20 protein-coding genes are annotated in these 20,819 nt (G+C 45.9%); all 20 read right to left on the reverse strand.

Annotation, left to right across the window (positions count from 1 at the left end):
* Nucleotides 1–48: 48 nt before the first annotated feature.
* Nucleotides 49–672, reverse strand: a complete 624-nt coding sequence (locus HUG20_RS17615) for a DJ-1/PfpI family protein (protein WP_200085973.1) — start codon at nucleotides 670–672, stop codon at nucleotides 49–51.
* A 434-nt stretch (nucleotides 673–1,106) separates the two neighbouring features.
* Nucleotides 1,107–1,592 (reverse strand): hypothetical protein, encoded by a 486-nt coding sequence (locus HUG20_RS17620; protein ID WP_200085974.1) that lies wholly within the window; start codon nucleotides 1,590–1,592, stop codon nucleotides 1,107–1,109.
* A complete protein-coding gene (locus HUG20_RS17625; RefSeq protein WP_200085975.1) occupies nucleotides 1,592–2,098 on the reverse strand; it encodes an acyltransferase in 507 nt (168 codons plus the stop codon). The genes HUG20_RS17620 and HUG20_RS17625 overlap by 1 nt, the downstream gene beginning before the upstream one ends.
* Nucleotides 2,095–2,751, reverse strand: a complete 657-nt coding sequence (ppaX, locus tag HUG20_RS17630) for a pyrophosphatase PpaX (protein ID WP_200085976.1) — start codon at nucleotides 2,749–2,751, stop codon at nucleotides 2,095–2,097. Before ppaX ends, HUG20_RS17625 begins: the two co-directional genes overlap by 4 nt.
* On the reverse strand, nucleotides 2,717–3,673 hold the full coding sequence (locus tag HUG20_RS17635) for a nucleoside recognition domain-containing protein (RefSeq protein ID WP_200085977.1): 957 nt from the start codon (nucleotides 3,671–3,673) through the stop codon (nucleotides 2,717–2,719). Before HUG20_RS17635 ends, ppaX begins: the two co-directional genes overlap by 35 nt.
* A 23-nt stretch (nucleotides 3,674–3,696) precedes the next feature.
* The gene (gene lgt, locus HUG20_RS17640) at nucleotides 3,697–4,557 is read right to left on the reverse strand and encodes a prolipoprotein diacylglyceryl transferase (protein ID WP_200085978.1); all 861 of its coding nucleotides are present in this window, start codon (nucleotides 4,555–4,557) and stop codon (nucleotides 3,697–3,699) included.
* A 68-nt stretch (nucleotides 4,558–4,625) separates the two neighbouring features.
* Nucleotides 4,626–5,561 carry an HPr(Ser) kinase/phosphatase gene (gene hprK, locus HUG20_RS17645; RefSeq protein ID WP_200085979.1) on the reverse strand — a complete coding sequence of 312 codons (936 nt, stop codon included), beginning with the start codon at nucleotides 5,559–5,561 and terminating at the stop codon, nucleotides 4,626–4,628.
* Between the two features lie 204 nt (nucleotides 5,562–5,765).
* Nucleotides 5,766–5,897 (reverse strand): hypothetical protein, encoded by a 132-nt coding sequence (locus HUG20_RS19720; protein WP_281392453.1) that lies wholly within the window; start codon nucleotides 5,895–5,897, stop codon nucleotides 5,766–5,768.
* Between the two features lie 416 nt (nucleotides 5,898–6,313).
* A complete protein-coding gene (locus HUG20_RS17650) occupies nucleotides 6,314–6,664 on the reverse strand; it encodes a phage holin family protein (RefSeq protein WP_200085980.1) in 351 nt (116 codons plus the stop codon).
* On the reverse strand, nucleotides 6,664–6,861 hold the full coding sequence (locus tag HUG20_RS17655) for a PspC domain-containing protein (protein ID WP_200085981.1): 198 nt from the start codon (nucleotides 6,859–6,861) through the stop codon (nucleotides 6,664–6,666). The genes HUG20_RS17650 and HUG20_RS17655 overlap by 1 nt, the downstream gene beginning before the upstream one ends.
* Before the next feature lie 28 nt (nucleotides 6,862–6,889).
* Nucleotides 6,890–8,074: a DUF4097 family beta strand repeat-containing protein gene (locus tag HUG20_RS17660; protein WP_200085982.1), complete on the reverse strand. Its 1,185-nt coding sequence runs from the start codon at nucleotides 8,072–8,074 to the stop codon at nucleotides 6,890–6,892.
* Nucleotides 8,075–8,135: 61 nt separating this feature from the next.
* A complete protein-coding gene (gene uvrA / locus HUG20_RS17665; protein ID WP_200085983.1) occupies nucleotides 8,136–11,006 on the reverse strand; it encodes an excinuclease ABC subunit UvrA in 2,871 nt (956 codons plus the stop codon).
* 68 nt (nucleotides 11,007–11,074) lie between these two features.
* The gene (gene uvrB / locus HUG20_RS17670; RefSeq protein ID WP_200085984.1) at nucleotides 11,075–13,057 is read right to left on the reverse strand and encodes an excinuclease ABC subunit UvrB; all 1,983 of its coding nucleotides are present in this window, start codon (nucleotides 13,055–13,057) and stop codon (nucleotides 11,075–11,077) included.
* Nucleotides 13,058–13,197: 140 nt separating this feature from the next.
* Entirely contained in the window at nucleotides 13,198–14,346 is a 1,149-nt protein-coding gene (locus HUG20_RS17675) for a PDZ domain-containing protein (protein ID WP_200085985.1), read from the reverse strand.
* Nucleotides 14,347–14,478: 132 nt separating this feature from the next.
* Complete coding sequence (locus HUG20_RS17680; RefSeq protein ID WP_200085986.1) at nucleotides 14,479–15,939, reverse strand: S41 family peptidase; 1,461 nt, start codon at nucleotides 15,937–15,939, stop codon at nucleotides 14,479–14,481.
* Nucleotides 15,940–16,246: 307 nt separating this feature from the next.
* A complete protein-coding gene (locus HUG20_RS17685) occupies nucleotides 16,247–17,629 on the reverse strand; it encodes a murein hydrolase activator EnvC family protein (protein WP_200085987.1) in 1,383 nt (460 codons plus the stop codon).
* Nucleotides 17,630–17,647: 18 nt separating this feature from the next.
* Entirely contained in the window at nucleotides 17,648–18,535 is an 888-nt protein-coding gene (gene ftsX / locus HUG20_RS17690; RefSeq protein WP_200085988.1) for a permease-like cell division protein FtsX, read from the reverse strand.
* On the reverse strand, nucleotides 18,525–19,211 hold the full coding sequence (gene ftsE, locus HUG20_RS17695; protein WP_200090578.1) for a cell division ATP-binding protein FtsE: 687 nt from the start codon (nucleotides 19,209–19,211) through the stop codon (nucleotides 18,525–18,527). The genes ftsX and ftsE overlap by 11 nt, the downstream gene beginning before the upstream one ends.
* Nucleotides 19,212–19,475: 264 nt before the next feature.
* Nucleotides 19,476–19,850, reverse strand: coding sequence for a c-type cytochrome (locus HUG20_RS17700; RefSeq protein WP_200085989.1), 375 nt, complete (start codon nucleotides 19,848–19,850; stop codon nucleotides 19,476–19,478).
* 64 nt (nucleotides 19,851–19,914) lie between these two features.
* Complete coding sequence (locus HUG20_RS17705; RefSeq protein ID WP_200085990.1) at nucleotides 19,915–20,784, reverse strand: YitT family protein; 870 nt, start codon at nucleotides 20,782–20,784, stop codon at nucleotides 19,915–19,917.
* Nucleotides 20,785–20,819 lie beyond the last annotated feature (35 nt).

Consider the following 20,819-nt stretch of genomic DNA (forward strand, 5'->3'; position numbering starts at 1 on the left):
CCGCACGCTATATTCTTCCATCCACTTTTTGCTCCGATCATTGTATAGTTATTTACTAAATTCAATGGTCTTTGCTATACGATCTGAAGCAGGCTTACCCAAAATTGCTTCAACGAGATATAAAGCCATATTAATTCCTGACGATACACCTCCGGAAGTAATCAATTTCCCATCTTGAATCACTTTAGCGTTAGTTTCTACGCTGATTTCAGGATATTTTTCTTGTAATTTACCTAATGCTAAATGATGAGTTGTGGCTTTTCTACCGTTAAGCAATCCAGTCTCACCTAACATGAATGACCCAGTACAAACGGAACATATATATTCAATATCTTCATTTTCGATGAGCCAATCTCGCACTTTTTCGTTTTGAGCCATCGAAAGAACAGCCCTTAATGGTCCACCGGGAATAATAATGACATCCAATTTAGGACTGCTATCAATGCTAAACTGTGGTTCAACTCTAATTCCTGAGTGAGTCTTTATTTGCTCACTTGTTTCAGCAATGGTAAATACTTCAAAGGGCATTTTAGGCGGCAGTTGTTTTTTATACACAGAAATGTACTGCTGCGTTTTTGTTTTTGCAGCGAGTGATAAAACCTCAGCTGGACCAGCAAAATCTAAAATGTCTACAAAATCGAATAATAATATTCCTACATTCTTCTTTTTCACTGGAGAAAGTCTCCCTCATTAACTCGGATAAGCACTCCAATTCTGGAGCGATTTTGCCGGTATTAGCTGGTTATTGAAGGTTAACAAATATCTTACACCACCCATTCTAGGCTCTTCACCAAAATCTATGGCTGACAAACTAGGGGCAATTATGGTTGGTAGTGACCGCTACGGAAAAACACTACGCTTTCCGTGGGCCCCGAGCTAAGCCTCCTCGGAAAAAAAAGAAGTTCGCTTTTTTCCTGCGGGGTCTTCGCCCTGCGCTTTCCCACAGGAGTCTACGTGTTTTTCCTTCGCTCGCTAGTAGTGTTACCATATTTAATCACGAATATCATCCATTGATTTTAGTGTTGACCCCCATTCTAAAGTTTCTTTTCAGTAATAAATTCACCATAAGACGCCTCCATGCCACCCATATCATGTGTCCCATATGTTCACGCCGTGTGCTCCTGATTGACAGGCCTTGCTTCATTATTTCTAATCACAAACGTAGCGATTATCCCGACAAGGCCTAATGTTACTATTGAAAAAACGAGCAAAATGACGTATTGATCACTATACTTCCTGAATACCTCGAACAAAGCATACATCATCAATCCTAATGTAGCAAAAGACAATAACATTGACACAATAATGATCGGCGGGAAAATGAACTCGACCAACATGAGCGGAATTTGCGCTGCGGCTAACCCGATCATCAACCAAGGAAGAACGTCCCGAAATCCAGCCGGAACACGGTCCCACACCACCATGCCAAGCGTGTAATATTGCGCGATCGGGATAAAAGCGAGCCAGGCATTTGCGATTTCATTTCTATTGGCAAGCCGAAAAAGACCGAACGCAAACAAAAGATAGAGCGCAATTCCTCCCGCGAAGATGAATAGCACGAAGAAAAGTAAAAGTAAGATGATTGCCTCCATCAAGTATCCTCCTCCTTTTGTGTTCCTTCACGAATGACCTGCATCGGGTTCCCCCCAACAAAAGTTCCGGCAGGCACGTCTTTATGCACGAGCGTCATCGCCGAGACGACTGCTCCATCACCGATCGTCACGCCGGGAAGTACCAACGACTGGGCGCCGACCATCACATTATCCCCGATATGAATCTCCCCAACGCGATATTCCTCAATTAAATATTCATGGGTCAAAAGCGTTGTCTGAAAACCGATGACACAGTTGTTGCCCACAGCTATTTTTTCCGGAAACATAACGTCCGGCGTCACTTTCAGGGCAAAGGCAGTTTTTGCTCCGACATTCATGCGCAAAAACGTTCGATAGAGCCAGTTTTTGACACTTAGAAAAGGCGTGATACGGGCGATTTCGATGACAATGAAATTTTTTACAACTTTAAAAAAAGGAACCGTTTGATAAATATGCCAAAGGGAATTGTTTTTAGAAACGTGGTAACGATCGGTCCGGCGGGTCATTGCCCAGGCACTCCCAGAATGCCGAGAAGGTCGCGCATATCATCAAGAATAACGTCTGGCTTGTGCTCCTTCAGGACATCAACGCCCTTGATCGACCAGGCAACCGCGGCGGTTTTCGTCCCCGCGTTTTTCCCCCCTTCAATATCGTGCACGTTATCGCCGACCATAAGCGTTTCTTCCGCTGTTGCCGCCAATGCTTTCATCGCATTCTCCAGTGGTTCGGGGTGGGGTTTGGGGTTCTTTACCTCATCAAGGGTAACTACCGTTTGGAAAAAAGGCTTTAAACCCATCAAATCCAGCCCTCTCCACGCAGTCTCCCCCCGTTTCGTCGTCACGACCCCTAATTGGAATGATCCAGCCGCCAATTGTTCCAACGTTTCACGTACCCCAGTGTATTCCTTGACTAATGCGTCATGGCGAGCATGATTGTGTGCACGATACATCGTCATCATTTCTTCTGCCCGGTTTGCGTCCAAGCTATGAAACGTATCGGCCAACGACGGCCCAATAAAATCAAGGATATCCTCCCGCTCAAACCTACCGGGATAATAGTGTTCGAGCGTGTGGACAAAAGATGCAATAATCAAATCGTTCGTATCAATTAACGTTCCATCAAGGTCAAAAAGAACTGTATTCACGTTGTCCATCAACATTCGCCTCCTGTTTTTCCGCACGATTCCAGAAATAAGCGATCACCATTGTAAGCATTATCGCAGTCACTACCCGAATGATGAGCAACGGCAATACCGGAATCCCGAGCGGAATGAAAATGAGTGTGTCTTCTACGATCCCATGACAGGCGATCAAAAAGATAAAAACGAGGTATAAATCTTTTTTCTTCACGCCGTTTTCCCTTGCCTCTTGAATCATAACCCCCGCGCCGAAGGCTAGCCCGAAAAAGATCCCGGATGCCAACGTCGTCGATGTGTTGGGCTGGATGCCAAGCATACGCGTAAAGGGTAGCATCTTATTGGAAAACCATTCGAGCATATTAAAATCTTTCATCACTTGAACAATCATCATGATCGGAAACACAAAAACCGCGATTGTAAAAACACCCATGGCAGCACTCGAAGTCGCTTCCAAAAGAGCATCCAGCCAGCCACTAACTTCCGCAGGTTCCGTGCCGCTCGCCAATCCGTATTGAGCAGATTGGCTCCCGCCTTGCCAAATCCATTGAATGAGAAAGGCAGACACGATGGCAAGACCGATGCGTACCGCCAAAACGACAGACATGCGTATTCCCAATTTGACTGCAACTGCTGATTCAACGAATAAATTGTGAGAAAAAGAAAGCATAACCGCAAGAATAAAAACTTCTTTAACCGTAAAATCAAACGTCAAAATCGAGCCGATGGCCGCATATAAATTTAATACATTCCCAAGGACGAGCGGGATAGCCGCTTCTCCGGGCAATCCTATCCAAGACATAAACGGTGCCAATTGCGCCGCAAGCCAATCCAAAGCCGGCGTGAACGACAGGATGGTCACGGCAAAGGTAATCGGAAAGATGATCTTCGCCAATGTCCAGGTCGTAGTCAGCCCTGATTTCAGGCCCCTTTTCAGCGTTTGCATTTTATCTTTCCCCTACTTCAAACTCACTTTTTCTTCTTTTTATTCCGGTTTTTTTTCATAAGTTTCTCGTCTTTATCCCAATAACGCGTTTCTATGATCCCTTTTTTGCGATGATAAATCATCAAAATGATCGCACCTATGACAAGCACGACAGAAATGATTTGTGCCGTTTGCAAAAAGCCTCCGATCATCAAACTATCCGTTCGCATTCCTTCGATAAAGAAACGGCCGAACGAATACCAAATGACATACGTCAAGAATATGTTTCCGCGACGCAAGTTCATTCGACGTAAAAAGAAGATCAATAATGCAAAGCCGAGCACATTCCAAATGCTTTCATACAAAAAGGTCGGATGATGATAGGCTCCTTCTATAAACATTTGATCGATGATCCAATCCGGCAACATGAGGTTTTCCAAAAATGAGCGGGAAACCTCTCCCCCATAGGCTTCCTGATTCATAAAATTGCCCCAGCGGCCGATCGCTTGAGCGAGAATGATGCTGGGCGCGGCAATATCGGCCAGTTTCCAGAATGAATAACCGCGCTTCTTGGCAAAAACAACACCCGTGATGACAGCCCCGATCAAACCCCCATGTACGGCCAACCCACCTTCCCAAATGGCAATAATTTGGGCCGGGTTTTGCGCATAATAATCAAATTGAAAAATAACATAATAAAGACGGGCACTGATAATGCCAATCGGAACCGCCCAAATAAGCAAATCCGCAAATAAATCGTCCGGATAACCGTGTTTTTTTGCTTCCCGCGCCGCTATTACATAGCCTATGGCCGCACCCAGCACGATTAGGATTCCGTACCACTGGACCGGAAACCCTCCAATTTCAAAGGCTACGGGATCAAACGGCTGTGCATGAAAAAGCATCCGGATAGCCACCTCCTTTATTTGATTCTTTTAAGATGTGCGTTATTACTTTTAATTCGGGCACTGCGTTAAAATTCATCTCGATCATAATCTTCGATCACACCCATCAATTTGTCCGAAAATTCCTGTGCTGCATTAATGCCCATGCGTTTCAAACGAAAATTCATGGCAGCGACTTCCACAATAACAGCCAAGTTACGCCCCGGGCGCACCGGAATTGTATATTTGGGGATATCCGTTTCAATGATCCTCATCGTATCTTCGTCAATGCCTAACCGGTCGTAAGCCTTATCTTCATCCCAAAGCTCAAGGTGCACGTTAAGGGTGATCCGTTTAAACGGCCGTACCGCTCCGGCACCGAACAAAGTCATCACATCAATGATGCCGAGTCCACGAATTTCAAGCAGATGCTTAATCAGTTCAGGAGGGCGCCCCATCAATGTATCCCCATGCTGTTGACTGATTTCCACCGAATCATCAGCAACGAGCCGGTGCCCCCTCCGCACCAAGTCCAACGCCGTTTCACTTTTTCCAACCCCGCTGGCCCCGGTAAGCAGGACACCAATTCCGTATATGTCTACAAGGACGCCATGCACCGCCGTCGTTTCCGCGAGCTGCGCTTCAAGAAATTCGGTCAGTTGGCTGCTGATTCGTGTCGTCGTATCATTGGCACGCATGATCGGAACGCCGGATTTTTCGGAGATACTCAGCAATTCCGCCGATGCTTCCAACCCTCTGGATATAATGACGCCGGGTGTGTTGGCCGTACATAATTTATCCAGACGTTCCAACTTCACGTCGCCATCCAACTGTTCAAGAAACGTAAGCTCCGAGCGTCCTAACAACTGCAACCTTCTTCGCGGATAATAGGTGAAAAAACCTGCCATTTCCAAGCCGGGACGAGAAATGTCACTCGTTGTAATCAGCCGATAAATCCCCTCTTCACCGCTTAATAATTCCAGGGAGAAACGATCAATCAAATCTTTTGCCGTGACCTTGGTCATCTTGTTCCCTCCGAACTCGGATGTGCATCCCGGAGGTCAGATTTCAGAGTCCAGATGTCGGAATCCAGACTTCCGACATCTTTCTGACTTCCGGAAAAACGGGTGATTAACACTCCTATTTGTTCAGCTAGCCATCAGAAGAAAAAGCCCCCTCTGATGAAAGTTACGCTTTATAAGTAGGGATTGCTGAACAACTTGCAGCTATCAGCTGAAGCCGGGATGTCGCTTCCATGGCTTCGCTTTCCGCGGACGAACGGTCAAGCCTCCTCGCGCAAAACCGGCGCTGCAGGGGCTTGACGCGTCCGTTTTTCCGCTGGAGTCTCGCCATTGCAGCACCGTCCCTCCGTACGTTGCCAGAAGTGCAAGGGTGTTTTTGTTTATAGGATAGATTTCCTTGCATCCAGTTTCGACAACACCAACGGAAAATGCTTATGTGCCAGTCTTTTTCCGGTTATTCAGCAATCCCTAAGTAGCAGCGACTGTTTTTGCAAAATCATCACACTTTGTACATTGTAGCATGTTTTTCACCGAAAATGGTATGGTCGTGGTTTGCGAGAATGAATGTCCACGATTGTAGGCGAGATAACCTCACTTTTGATTCCTTCACGATCAGATACTGCGTGGGTTGGGGGGCATAAACCGCTTTATGGTGACCGTATCGAGCGGTTTTTGATCTTTTCGGGCTCCATGAACGCCTCATCCAATGGCTCCGAATAAAAAAAGAGCACCCTCGCTTAGCAGGTGCTCTTCGATTAAGCTCTTGCCGGTTTAAAAACGACATTAATGATCGCGTTAAGAATAGCCATTACGACCGCTGCCAATATCGCTGTCCCGAATCCATCTATGACAAACGCGCCACCCATTATCCACGCAATTAACATTAGCATGGCAGCATTAATGACAAAGAGAAAAATACCTAATGTCAGCACCGTAACCGGCAGGGTTAGAGCGACGAGTATCGGACGAACAATCGTATTGACAATCGCGAGAAGGGCAGCAGCAATCAAAGCTGCCCAAACGCTTTCCAATTTAAAACCGGTGAAAATCAATCCCGTGACCATTAAAACAACCGTATTAATGACAATATTGACGAGGCAACCCATTATGAACGAAAATCTCCTTCACTTGGCACCAACACGGTGAGCAACAGATAGATAAGCAATGTGATGCCAAGGCTAATAAAAAGGCTGATTACGGCTAGTATCCTAATAATGATCGGGTCAATATTAAAATATTGGCCAATGCCTCCACAAACGCCAGTAATGATACGGCTGTTGGCAGAACGTACAAAACGTTTCATTTTTTTCCCGCCTTCCTGGTTTTCCACATTAACGGTTATGGGTTTTGACAGACACGGATCCTGTTTTCGTGCCGGCATCTACCCGCAATACCGCTGATTGATCCGGATTGGAAACGAACGTTAATGTTTTTTGAATAAAATCTCGTTTTTCATCGAGCACTTCAACATTTGGAAGCTTCCAATGGTAGTTCCCGACATTTGTTTTCAATTTTCCTTCTGTGCGAATATCTTCCGGGACAGCGAGAAAGACAGAGCCAGTCGTTGCTGCTAACGAAACGTGACCGCCTTCCTTGCCGTCAAAGTAACAATTAACGGAGCCGTTCACGGATTCGGCATCAATATCTTCAATGTTTCCGTTAATATCAATGCTTCCGTGTACAGTGCGCAAGTCGGCACGCTCGCTTGTTGCTCCGTCAAGGTCAATGACACCGTTGACCGTTTCCGCTTCAAGCACATCGGCACGAACGTCTTCCATATTAATGCTTCCATTTACGACTTTCGCCGACAAAGCTACGCTGTTTAGCCCATTCATGTTCAGATGGCCGTTAAACGTGTACAACGATAGTTTTTCAAAGCGCTCACGTGGCACATATACCGTTGCCTGCAGTTTGATTTTTTTCGATTTCGTATAAAAGTGGAGCTCTTCATCAACGGACTCAAAAACCGTATCTTCAAGAAAAATACGGCGGGCATCCTCTTCGTTTTCCGCCTTGTAGATTTTGGCACTACACTCGATTTTTCCATCTTCGCCATCCCATGGTTGAATATCAATCGATCCATTTTCGAGCGATAGTTCAAAAATTCGCTCCTGCATGTTCGTGTGTTGGAAGATATGGTTGATTTCCTGTGCAGAGCCAAAATTGAAGTCGAGGTCGAGTTCTTTGATTTTATGAACCGCCGAGTCCACAAACTCCGTAAACCAGCGTGCTCCTTCAGAAAAAGGGGACCCTTTTGCATCCCGGTCTTCCCGGTAGTTTCTCCATGATTCATCGTAATGGCGATTGCTTTTATCCCAATCAATCGTCGTGCTTAAATCCGTACTGCCGGATGTTTCGGTTTTATCTTCTTCTTTGCTTTTTCGCGTTGTGGCCGAACTTGTCGTCGTCTCTTTTTCTTTCCCTGATGACAATGCCTTAATCAACTTACTCCCGTCTTCCGGACTGATTTTGCCGTCTTCCACCATTTGCAGGATCATTTTACGCTCTTCTTGCATGATTTTTTCCTCGCTTTCATTTTTTATACGATTATGAACTGCCCAAAGTCAGTTGAAAAAATCACTTGACGACGGCTTCATCCTGTTCCAACGCTTCCATCCGTTGATTTTCCCGTTCTAAAATCGGTTTTAAAAAACGCGCGGTATAAGAGTGTTCAACGTTGGCGACTGTCTCGGGGGCGCCTGTTGCAACGATTTCACCACCACCATCACCACCTTCGGGTCCAAGATCAATAATATGGTCCACCGTTTTAATGACGTCCAAATTGTGCTCGATTACGATGACTGTATCTCCATTATTAACGAGGCGTTGCAACACTTGCAATAGCCGACGAATATCATCCATATGAAGACCGGTCGTCGGTTCATCCAAAATGTAAAGGGAACGGCCCGTCGTGCGCCGATGCAGTTGGGAGGCCAACTTTACCCGCTGGGCTTCCCCGCCGGAAAGCGTTGTGGCCTGTTGCCCAAGTTTAATATACCCAAGTCCTACATCTTTCAATGTTTGCAGTTTCCGATTGATTTTGGGGATGTTTTCAAAGAATTCCACCCCTTCGTCGACCGTCATCTCCAGCACTTCCGCAATATCTTTGCCTTTATAGCGGATATCCAATGTTTCCCGATTGTAACGTTTGCCACCGCACTCTTCACATTCCACGTATACATCGGGCAAAAAATGCATCTCTATCTTTATAATGCCATCTCCTCGACACGTTTCGCAACGCCCGCCCTTTACATTAAAGCTGAAACGTCCTTTTTTATAGCCGCGCACTTTTGCTTCGTTAGTCATAGCGAATACTTCGCGGATGTAATCAAACACACCGGTGTACGTCGCCGGATTGGAGCGCGGCGTACGTCCGATCGGTGACTGATCAATGTTTACAACGAAATCGAGTTCTTCCATGCCTTTGATTTCTTTGTGCTTCGCGGGCTTTTCTTTCGCACGATGCAATTTCTTGGAAAGTGATTTCCTTAATATATCATTAATGAGCGTGCTTTTGCCGGAACCGGAAACACCGGTAACGACATTAAAGACACCAAGCGGAAGATCAACGTCGATATTTTTTAAGTTATTCGCGTCCGCACCTTTAACCGTAAGCTTTCGTTCCGTCGTTGGACGGCGATGCTTCGGCAATGGAATGAACTTTTTACCGGACAAGTAGTTGCCCGTCAGGGAGTCAGGATGATCACGGATCGTTTGCGGCGATCCTTCTGCAGTAATATATCCTCCCTGCAAACCTGCACCGGGACCGATATCCACAATGTGGTCCGCTGCGAGCATCGTATCTTCGTCGTGTTCAACGACGATAACCGTGTTCCCGAGGTCACGCATGTTTTCAAGTGTGTGGATTAATCGCATATTATCACGCTGGTGCAAGCCGATGGAAGGTTCATCAAGGATATAGAGAACCCCCATTAACGCTGAACCGATTTGGGTAGCCAGTCGGATTCGTTGGGCTTCACCACCGGACAAGGTCCCGGCCATTCGGCTCAAATTCAAATAATCGATGCCCACGTTACTTAAAAACCCTAACCGGTTGTTAATTTCCTGGATGACGAGGCGGGCAATTTGCATTTCTTTTTCCGACAAATCAAGCGTTTCCATGTAAGCTTTAGCCCCGTCAATGGACAAGTCTGTCACTTCACCGATATGCTTCCCATTGAGCAAAACGGCAAGGGCTTCATCCTTTAAGCGATGACCATGACAAGCTTGACAAGCTTTCCGGATCATAAACTGTTCCATCTGTTCGCGCGTATAATCCGATGAGGTGGAGTAGTATCGCCTGGATACGTTTTTCAACACGCCTTCAAAATAGATTTTGCGTTCTCTTACATTGCCGAACTCATTCTCATGTCGAAAATGAATTTGTTCTTTTCGATTGCCATGGAGCACAATTTTTTGATCCTGCCTGGACAACTGCTCAAAAGGAACATCCATGTCGATCCCAAAATGTTCGCAAGCGGCACCGAGCAGTTGCGGGTAATATTCGGAACTTGTCGGCATCCATGGAAGAATGGCGTGTTGGCGCAAGGTAAGGGATGGGTTCGGGATAACCAATTCTTCATCGGGTTCCAACTTCGAACCAATTCCATCACAAGTCGGACAAGCACCGGACGGGTTGTTAAAAGAAAACAACCTTGGCTCCAATTCATCGACGGAAAATCCGCAATACGGGCAAGCATGATGTTGATTAAACAATACTTCTTCCCCGTCGATGACATCAATGAGGACGCGCCCTCCCGATTGTTCCAACCCTGTTTCCAATGACCCGGAGAGACGGGATTCCACTCCCTCTTTTATAATTACCCGATCAATGACGACTTCAATAGTATGTTTTTTATTTTTTTCCAATGAAATGTCTTCGGACAAATCACGGATCTCTCCGTTCACACGCACGCGCACAAATCCTTTTTTCTTTAAATCCTCAAAGACTTTTACATGCGTTCCCTTTCGTTCGGCTTCCAAGGGAGCGAGAATTTGAATACGCGTCCGTTCGGGATAATCCATCAACTGGTCGATCATTTGCTGGACGCTTTGCGAGGTAATCGGAATGTTATGGTTCGGGCAATACGGAACACCGACACGCGCGAATAGTAACCGTAAATAATCATATATTTCCGTGACCGTCCCAACTGTAGAGCGCGGATTTTGGCTTGTCGTTTTTTGATCGATGGATATCGCCGGGGACAATCCTTCGATCGAATCTACATCCGGTTTATCCATCTGCCCCAAAAATTGCCGCGCATAGGAAGATAACGATTCCACGTATCGCCTTTGCCCTTCGGCATAAATCGTGTCAAACGCCAACGACGATTTACCCGAACCCGATAACCCGGTAAAAACGATCAACTTATCCCGGGGAATCGTAATATCTATCCCTTTCAGGTTATGGGAACGCGCTCCTTTTATGCTGATTCTCTCATTGGCCATGGTTCCGGTCACTCCTTGTACTAGAGGTGGGATATGAGAGGTAGGAAGCGGAAAGACCTCTCGTATCGTTATGATGTTTTCTTTCCCTTTAATTCAATCATCGTATCGCGAAGTTCCGCGGCACGTTCAAAGTCAAGTTGCTTCGCGGCATCCTTCATTTCCTCTTCTATTTGTTCGATTAAACGAGCCTTTTCATCCTCCGTCATTTTCTTGTCTTTCGGCGCTGTGTAGCTTGTTTCATCTTCTGCGGCTACCGTAGCCTGTATCGCCTGCGGCACTGCTTTATCAATGGTTTTTGGAGTAATTCCATGCTTTTCATTATACGCTTCTTGAATGCCCCGGCGTCTTTTCGTTTCATTTATCGCAACTTCCATGGAACGCGTTTCCTTATCGGCATACATGATCACTTGTCCATCTGCATGACGTGCCGCCCGCCCCATCGTTTGGATTAAGGAACGTTCGGCGCGCAAAAACCCTTCTTTATCTGCGTCTAAAATCGCCACGAGCGATACTTCGGGGATATCCAACCCTTCGCGCAAGAGATTGATCCCGACAAGACAATCAAAATCGCCAAGGCGAAGTTGGCGAACAATTTCCAAGCGGTCCAACGTTTTTATATCCGAATGTAAATATTTTACTTTAATGCCGACTTCTTTTAAATAATCCGTCAGGTCTTCCGCCATTTTTTTCGTAAGCGTCGTCACTAACACCCGTTCATTTCTTGTCTGCCGGTCGTTAATCTCGCCGATTAAATCATCGATCTGCCCTTCGATCGGTCGCACGCTCACTTTCGGATCAAGCAGCCCGGTCGGGCGAATAATCTGTTCGACCACCTCCGGGGCCTTCTCCTCCTCGTAGGGACCGGGAGTCGCGGAAACATACACGGCTTGCGACACTCGCTTTTCAAACTCCTCGAATTTTAACGGGCGGTTGTCCATCGCTGACGGCAACCGAAATCCGTGGTCGACCAATACTTGTTTTCTCGCCTGGTCACCATTATACATGCCCCTCACTTGCGGCAATGTTGCGTGGGATTCGTCGACGATCATAAGAAAATCATCCGGAAAGAAGTCCAGTAGCGTGTACGGCGCTTCGCCCGGTTCGCGAAACGTTAAATGCCTGGAATAGTTTTCAATTCCGGAGCAAAAGCCCATTTCTTGCATCATTTCAATGTCGTATCGGGTGCGCTGTTCCAACCGCTGCGCTTCCAAAAGCTTGTCCCGGCTTTTCAGTTCTTGAAGTCGCTCGGCCAATTCTTGCTCGATATTGACGATCGCTTTTTTCATTTTTTGTTCGCGCGTAACGAAGTGGGAAGCCGGAAAAATCGCAACATGGTTGCGTTCGCCAAGTACTTCCCCCGTTAGTGCATCCACTTCGGTCATCCGGTCAATCTCATCCCCGAAAAATTCCACACGAATGCAATGTTCATCACGGGAAGCCGGGAAAATTTCCACGACATCCCCGCGTACGCGGAAGGTCCCTCTTGTAAAATTAATGTCGTTACGATCATATTGCACATCGACGAGATTATTTAAAAGTTCATCTCGTCCTTTTTCCATTCCGATACGAAGGGAAACGACCAAATCGCGGTATTCTTCCGGCGAACCCAGTCCATAGATGCAAGAGACACTGGCAATAATGATGACATCATTGCGTTCAAATAAAGCGCTCGTCGCGGAGTGCCGCAGTTTATCGATTTCATCATTGATACTGGCATCTTTTTCAATAAATGTATCCGACTGCGGGACATACGCCTCCGGTTGATAATAATCGTAATAACTGACGAAGTACTCTACAGCATTATTGGGGAAAAATGATTTAAATTCGCTGTACAATTGACCGGCGAGTGTTTTATTGTGAGCCATGACAAGCGTCGGTTTGTTCACTTCCCGAATCACGTTTGACACCGTAAATGTTTTGCCCGTTCCTGTTGCTCCCAACAGCACTTGGTGTTTCTTGTCCGCTTTAATTCCTTCTGCTATTTTTTCTATCGCTTTGGGTTGATCCCCTTCGGGTTGATAAACAGATTCAAGTGAAAACGTTTGTTGCAACGTTCACCCTCCTTCACTGGCGGTACAATCCTGTATCATTTATTATAACACAATTTGAAAATAAACGAACGTTTATTTGCTTATAGATGGAAAAAAGCCTTCCGAATGCATCTGAATGCTTTTTCGGAAGGTTCATCCATTTATTCAGTTTCCCAATGTTCCTCATGGGGATGCAAAAATAGCAAGCCCAGCTCATGATGTTGATTGTCATACAAGGCTGCTTTTTCCACCCGACGTTCCCCATTGGCATCGATCAATTCAATACGGCCGTATGCCGGGTTGATCTGTAATTGTTGATAAAAACTGCCTTCCGTATGGATGGGATTGCCATGCACTTTTGTCACAATTTCTCCGGGCAGCAGCCCCATCTTCTCCCCGGGAGATCCCGGTAATACACTGAGAATGACAATGCCTTCATTTTTTGGAACAAAATGATGATCTTTCATACGGTCACTAACATACTCGTACACTTGCAAAAGAATCCGGCCGAAGATAGCGATAAGCACGACCGGCAACCATGCCCATCCTGCGAGGTACATAAATAGAGCGACACCAATCAACATCAACGCCCCAAACCCTATCACTCTCGTTCCGGCATCTTTTATTTTTAATTGCATTCGTTGCCCGAGCGTCGTTAGGCGAAACCCAACAAGAAAAGGCGCCAACAGTAAAGATACATCATCCGTAATCGGCAACAATGGCCACCAATCTCCTGCTGCAAAAGAGTCCCCGGGAATGAATATGCATACGGGAATGAGCCACATCCGATCAAGGCGTTGACCTCCGATCCATTTCCCTCTTTTACTCCGTAAGCGAAGCGGTGAAAACTCGCGCTTTGACTGTAAGCGCATGAATACCCCTTCAACGAATAACAATACGGCGATGAGGATAAGGACGGGTAATGGATCTACAGACATTGCGCCCCCGAAAGGCAGGAAATAGGAAAGGAGCAAAGCCAACCCCAACGCATAAGCAGGTGAGGCAAATCCCGCGCCACCAGCAATAATCAGCACAAGATAGGTTACTGTCATTGTCAAAAGAAATTCCGGAGTGAGCACAATACCAAAAGCCACTGCAACAACCGATAGAAGCCCTCCAGCCAAAAACCCAGGCAATAGACGGTGAAAAACGTCTTTCCCAACAGGGCCGGTGGACGTATGAAACATCTTTCTTTCCCTTTTTAAACGGCGGTAGCCAATTCCTACCATTGCCAACAAACCGATATAGGTCAACGGCTGGATAAGGAAGCTTCCTACACCGATCAATAGATCTATAAACCAATGATCCATTATTTGATCTCCTTCTAAAAACATCGTTGCTATCTATTTTACTATACAATACAGGATAAAAAAGAGAAATACACCCTAGTGCTACGGATGTATTTCGACACAAAGTCATGGAATTCCTGCTTTTTCCCGAAATTAGGACACTTCACTAACCAAATAGCCAATGGCCGTATCGAGTTGGCGATCATTTTCATCGTCACGAATCTCATCCACGATTGCGCTATGAAGGTGCTGGGCAGTCTCTTCATCGATTCCCCCGCTTTCCTCTAAATCGTCCGTCTCTTGTTGGAAAGCAGCCACTGCTTCTTCTGTTTGTTCATCAAAATATCCATCGGTTCTGCCCGGATCATAACCCAATCCGTCTAAAATATGTTGCGCGTTGCCCACTTGATCATTGTTGTCATCAAACGTGAGCGTCTCATCTACAGCAAGCGCGGCTGTATAGAAATAATCCGGTTGGCTTTCCTCAATCGTCGGCTCCACTCCTTCTTCATGAATATTGTTGCCGTCGGAGGTTAACCATCTGGACATTGATAAATTCATTTCACTGCCATCCTCAAATTGGTATCCTTGTTGTACAGTGCCCTTCCCGAACGTTGTTTCGCCAATGAGGTCATAGTCACCTGCTTCATTAAGAGCAGCTGCCAATATTTCCGACGCAGACGCGCTACCTTGATTAATAAGCATAGCCATTGGGTATTCTTTCTCTTCTTCGAGTGTAGAGGGAGTAGCGATAACTTCTCCGTCAGGTTGCTCGATTTGGACGATCGTTTCCCCTTCAGGGAGCAACAAACTGCCAATATCCTGAACACTGTTCAAGTATCCGCCCGGATTATCGCGAACATCGATGAGCAACCCGTCAATGCCTTCGGATTCCAACCCATTCAATTCATCTTCAAATTCTTGGGCTGTCTCTGCGGAAAAAGAAATAATCTCGAGTAAACCGATGGTTTCTCCATCCCGGTCAATCGTTCGACTTTCGACTGTTTCCATCGGGATCGCGTCACGCTCCACGTCGACTTCAAACGGCTCGGAAGCAGAGGGGCGCTCAATTGTCAGCGTAACGGAAGTGCCTTCCTCCCCGCGAATATCCATCACCGCTTCATTCAAAGATTGACCTTCCGTTGAATTTCCATCTATCTCCAAAATTTGATCGTCCGGCATTAAACCAGCCTCTTCTGCCGGTGAGCCTTGAATCGGAGAAACAATCGTTACATTTTCATTTACCATGTTAACTTCTGCACCGATGCCTTCAAATTCACTGTCCAACGATTCCTCAAACTGACCCGCCATTTCCTGATCCATATAGACGGAATAGGGGTCGCCCAATTCGTCTAACATTCCTTCAATTGCGCCTTCATACAAGGTGCTTTCGTCAACATCATCGATGTATTGTTCCACAATCAAGTCATGCGCTTGATGAACTTTTTCCCAACCTTCTTCAGATGAAGTTTCACCGTTTTCTTCATCCATTTGCGGAGCAGCATTTTGACCTTGTCCCTCTTCGCCGATAGAGACTCCCGCGATCACCCCACCGGATCCGGCTATGATGACCGCACTCGCTAAAATAACGAGCCACTTGCCGCTAACATTCATACTGTCACCTCTATCTCAGCTTTTGAAAAACATGACATACTCATCCATTTCTATCTCTCTCTAAAGCATCGTCTGCTTTAGGCGCTGTCCTTTTCCAGTTTGCCGTCCTCTTTTGCATATGCTATGTTTCTTTCTCCCATTTAAACACATTTTAACTGGCGAGACAAAAAATCTACGGTCCGATCGCTAGAAAACTTAGCTTTTCGCCCAGCTTTTATGGCGAAAGCCTTTGCCCGACTTGTGCAGATAAGAAAGTTGATTCCAAAAAATCGAGCGGGAAACTCATTTCCGCTCGACTATTCTTAGCTTATAGATAATTCATTGGGTCGACGCTATTCACACCCGAGCCGGCCCAACCGCCTTCATGTACTTCAAAGTGCAAATGGGGACCTGTCGTATTCCCTGTATTTCCCATGATGCCGATCTGTTCCGAACGGTCAACCGAATCGCCTTCGGATACATTGGAGGAAGCCAGATGGGCATACAATGTCGTGATCGTTTGTCCATTCATTTGATGCGTAACCATCACCGTATTACCGAAACCGCTCATGTACCCGACGTAACTAACTGTGCCTGATTCAGCGGAATGAACCGGAACACCTGAACCGCCAATATCAATGCCATTGTGCATCCGGCCCCATCGCGGCCCATACTCTGAAGTCAACGGACCCGATGCCGGCCTTGCCAGCGTGCCACTTCCGTCTCCGCCGTCGGAACCGGAATCGCTGACATTTGCGGTTGACGGTGACGAAGATGATCCGCCGCTGTTATCGTCGCTTCCTTCGGATTCTTTTAAATCATTTTCCTCATTGTTTCCGGAATCTCCGGATTCTCCAGCTTCCTGTTCACCCTGTTCATCTTTTTCCTGTTTTCTTTCCTGTTCTTTCTCCTGTTCTCTTTCTCGTACTCGCTCTTCTTCACGTTCGATTTCGTTCTGTTTAGCAATTTCTTGCTGTTGTAAGATTTCTTCTTTGTTTTCGACTTCTTCCAAGTCGTCAAACAACTGACGCTGCTCTTCATCAAGTCCGTCCATCACAACTTCTTTGTCCTCTATTTGTTCGTCCAAGTTTGCCTGTAAAGTTTCTAATTCTGCAAGAGTAGATTCCAAGGTTGCCAGATTTTCTTCAACCGCTTTTTTATTTTCTTCTAGTTGTTCATGATCGGCAATATGCTCATCAAGTATTTCCTGATCTTGTCCGGCAATCGTTGAGAGGGTGCGAATTCGATCTATAAAATCCCCGAAACTTTGCGCGCCAAGTAACACTTCTATGTATTCAACTGTCCCGCCACCATTTTGATAAAGAGTCACGGCTCGTTCTTTCAACATTTCATCCCGTTCTTCGATACGTTCTTCAAGTTCAGTGATTTCATTCTGTAACCGTTCGTTTTCTTCTTCCAATTCAGCACTTTCCGCTTCTTTGTCTCCGACTTCTTCAACGGTGGCAGACATTTCTTCGTCCATTTCACGAATCTCACCTTCGATTTTTGCCAACTCTTCCTCTACGCCTTCTAAATCCTCTTCTGCCTCTTCTCCATCATTTCCCGTTTCTTGTTGGGATTCACGGATGTCGTCCAATTCGTTTTCCAACTCACTGATGGATTCAGCTTCTCCAACATCGCTAGCTTGCAACCAACCGGATAATCCAATCAGAAAAGCAGAACCGAGCAATAATGGTTTTTTTCCTTTCATTTCCTGTACCCTCCATCGCTATACTTTCAAGAATTTACGTACAGACATTTGACTTCCCAACATACCAACGACAACGCTAATACCCAACAATACCAATGCCACTTGCCAAACCATCGGAAAAGGCTCAACCATCGTAATAAAGGGCAACTGGGCATCAAAAAAATCATAAAGATAAACATAACCGGCCATAAGTGTTCCAACCGGCACCAAAGCTCCGATCACACCGATGAGTAACCCCTCGATCATGAAGGGGGTGCGCACGAAACCGTTCGTCGCTCCCACGAGTTTCATAATTTCAATCTCATCTTTGCGGGAGATAATGGTAAGTTTAATCGTGTTTGAAATCAGGAATATAGAAGTAAACAACAAACCGATGATCATAGTCGCGCCAAGTACACGCACATAATTTGTAATCGTGAACAATTGCGTAAGAATGGTCTCTCCATATTCAACCGTTTCCACTTCTGCATATTCAATGACGGAGGTTGCGACAGCTTCTGTCAGTTCCGGTTCGGTCGCTTCGATAACCAAAGCATCATTCAAGGGGTTCTCATCTCGGATGCTTTCATAAACAGCGCCTTCGGATCCGAGGCTGTCGATAAATTGGTCCAACCCTTCGTCCCTGTCAAGATACGAAACGTCTTCCACCGCATTGGCGCTTGCAATGTCTTCCATCACTTCCGCCTGTGCATCCTCTTCGGTTTCCGTTTCCAAAAAAGCACGGATTTCAACTTCGTTTTCAACATCGAATGCTAGGCTGTTCATGTTTAAAATCAGCAAGGAAAACGCCCCGACGACAAGCAGCATAATCGCCACGGCACTAATGGAGGCAAAGCTCATCCACCCATTTCTGCCAACGTTTTTAAAACCTTCTCTTACGTGCCTCGCAAAGGTGCTACGCTTCATAGCTGTACGCACCTCGCATTTCATCCCGCACAACATTGCCATTATCAATGGCAATCACCCGTTTTTTTAAGTTATTGACGATGTGGCTGTTATGCGTCGCCATCACAACAGTTGTGCCTCGATAGTTAATATCTTCTAAAGTACCCATAATGCTCCACGTCGTTTCCGGATCCAAATTGCCGGTCGGCTCATCTGCGATCAAAATTGCCGGCTTGCTTGCCATCGCCCGTCCAATAGCCACTCGCTGTTGTTCACCGCCGGATAACTCACGCGGTTTACAACGGGCTTTATCTTTTAATTTGACAAGCTTCAATACTTCCATCACACGTGGTTTGATGCGATCGGTGGGTTCTCCGATAACCTCAAGTGCAAAAGCAATGTTTTCAAATATGGATGACTTATGAAATAGTTTAAAATCTTGAAAAACAACCCCGATTTTGCGCCTTAAATATGGAATTTGTTTTTTTCTGAGATCACCAAGGTTTGTCCCGTTCACATGCACGGTGCCTTCTGTCGGCTTAACCTCACGGATGATTAGCTTAATGATCGTCGACTTTCCGGCACCACTAGGCCCAACGACATATACAAACTCCTCTTTCCCGATATGTATGTTAATGTTGCTTAACGCTTGGACCCCATTTTGATAGGTTTTTTGTATCCTTTGCATATTGATCAAATCTCTCACACCCAAAAATTTTCCTTATTCTGAGGGTTTTTGACAAATACCCACATCCTTAGTCATATTATATCATCTTTACGTCTTTATAAAAGACTTTTATATTACAGTTTGTTTTCAAATCGATTACAAAAATTAACTAAATGTGAGCCTATTGACTCAAATGACTCCAATTTTTTGGCACTTTCAACAGCTAAATTGAATCGAAAAGAACAAAAAAAAGCCCTGCCATCATCGGCAGGGCGTCCGTTACCTTTATTGAACCTAAGCTTCTTCTTCTACGTATTCCGCAACAGCATCAGCGTCGTCACCGGAAACAAGGTCTTCCGGCATGGCACCAGGGCCTTCTTCAATCGCATCGTGAACTTCGTCGGCGCTATATCCGTCAAGCGCCGGGCCTTGACCGCCTTCCAAGTCCCCGCCGTGGCAACTCATGCAATTCTCTTCATAAAGATCCATGCCTTCGCCGGCATCAACGGTTTCGCCATTGTCCTCTTCTTCCTCTTCTTCGGCCCCGTTGTCGCCGCCACCATTTCCACCATTGTTATCACCGACAGGCTCCTGTTCTTCACCTGCTTGACCATTACAGCCGCCGATGATAAAAATCGCCGTACCTAACACTAGCATTGCTTTTTTCATGATAAATCTCCTCCATTATCGTGCTGTAACGCGTAAGGATAACGCTCCATTTATTATACACGATTTATTCCATTTTAAAACCACGCCCTAGCACTTCTGTCGCATTGGTAACAACAATGAACGCATCACGATCGATGTCTTGCACGACTTGTCGCAGAAAAGGAATTTCATTGCGGTTCACAACACACATCAACACCGGTCGGTCATCTTCCGTATAGCCACCGTATGCCTGAAGTTTGGTGACTCCACGGTCGACATCATTTAAAATGGTTTTTTTTATTTTCTCCTGTTCTTCCGTAATTATGAATGCAATCTTATCATAGCCAAAACCAATTTGTACAATATCTATGGTCTTTCCGGTGATAAAAAGCCCAATGAGTGCGAACAACGCAAATTCGATGCTAAACGCAATTGCAGCCATGCCAACGATTAGTCCATCCATGATAAATACACCGGCACCAAGAGAAACACCGGTATATTTATGAATAATTTGAGCCGCCAAGTCGGTACCGCCTGTGGATGCACCTGAACGAAAAACAAGGCCGAGCCCTGTTCCGACACCGACACCGCCAAATATTGCCGCCAGGAGAGGCTCTGTCGTTAAAGGCGGCCAATGTTGTGTCAAAAAAACGACAAATGGGAGGAACAACGTTCCCGCCAATGTCATTCCCCCGTATCGAAATCCTCCGAGCAAGAGCATTCCCAATAGAAATAAGGGGATATTAAGAGCGTATAGGGTAATGTGCGGAGCGAAACCGAACACTTGATACATAATAGTGGCAAAGCCGCTAAGTCCGCCCGAGGCGATTGCATTTGGCAATAAAAACAAATTAAATGCGATCGCCACAATCGCCGAGCCACTCAAAACGAGCAGCACATTTATGAGCACTCGTGCCAAACCTTGTGACGGTTTACGCCGCTTTTTCCGCCTCATCCAAACACTCCATTCCGAAAAATCCGGATCGCTCT

Origin of the sequence: Salicibibacter cibi, from assembly GCF_016495865.1 — a bacterium.
Lineage (GTDB): Bacteria > Bacillota > Bacilli > Bacillales > Marinococcaceae > Salicibibacter > Salicibibacter cibi.

Coding starts and splice junctions, on each gene's coding strand:
- HUG20_RS17620 (WP_200085974.1), bottom strand. CDS start 1,592: ATGGAGGCAATCATCTTACTTTTACTTTTCTTCGTGCTATTCATCTTC.
- HUG20_RS17625 (WP_200085975.1), bottom strand. CDS start 2,098: ATGACCCGCCGGACCGATCGTTACCACGTTTCTAAAAACAATTCCCTT.
- ppaX (WP_200085976.1), bottom strand. CDS start 2,751: ATGTTGATGGACAACGTGAATACAGTTCTTTTTGACCTTGATGGAACG.
- HUG20_RS17635 (WP_200085977.1), bottom strand. CDS start 3,673: ATGCAAACGCTGAAAAGGGGCCTGAAATCAGGGCTGACTACGACCTGG.
- lgt (WP_200085978.1), bottom strand. CDS start 4,557: ATGCTTTTTCATGCACAGCCGTTTGATCCCGTAGCCTTTGAAATTGGA.
- hprK (WP_200085979.1), bottom strand. CDS start 5,561: ATGACCAAGGTCACGGCAAAAGATTTGATTGATCGTTTCTCCCTGGAA.
- HUG20_RS17650 (WP_200085980.1), bottom strand. CDS start 6,664: ATGGGTTGCCTCGTCAATATTGTCATTAATACGGTTGTTTTAATGGTC.
- HUG20_RS17655 (WP_200085981.1), bottom strand. CDS start 6,861: ATGAAACGTTTTGTACGTTCTGCCAACAGCCGTATCATTACTGGCGTT.
- HUG20_RS17660 (WP_200085982.1), bottom strand. CDS start 8,074: ATGCAAGAAGAGCGTAAAATGATCCTGCAAATGGTGGAAGACGGCAAA.
- uvrA (WP_200085983.1), bottom strand. CDS start 11,006: ATGGCCAATGAGAGAATCAGCATAAAAGGAGCGCGTTCCCATAACCTG.
- HUG20_RS17675 (WP_200085985.1), bottom strand. CDS start 14,346: ATGGATCATTGGTTTATAGATCTATTGATCGGTGTAGGAAGCTTCCTT.
- HUG20_RS17680 (WP_200085986.1), bottom strand. CDS start 15,939: ATGAATGTTAGCGGCAAGTGGCTCGTTATTTTAGCGAGTGCGGTCATC.
- HUG20_RS17685 (WP_200085987.1), bottom strand. CDS start 17,629: ATGAAAGGAAAAAAACCATTATTGCTCGGTTCTGCTTTTCTGATTGGA.
- ftsX (WP_200085988.1), bottom strand. CDS start 18,535: ATGAAGCGTAGCACCTTTGCGAGGCACGTAAGAGAAGGTTTTAAAAAC.
- HUG20_RS17700 (WP_200085989.1), bottom strand. CDS start 19,850: ATGAAAAAAGCAATGCTAGTGTTAGGTACGGCGATTTTTATCATCGGC.
- HUG20_RS17705 (WP_200085990.1), bottom strand. CDS start 20,784: ATGAGGCGGAAAAAGCGGCGTAAACCGTCACAAGGTTTGGCACGAGTG.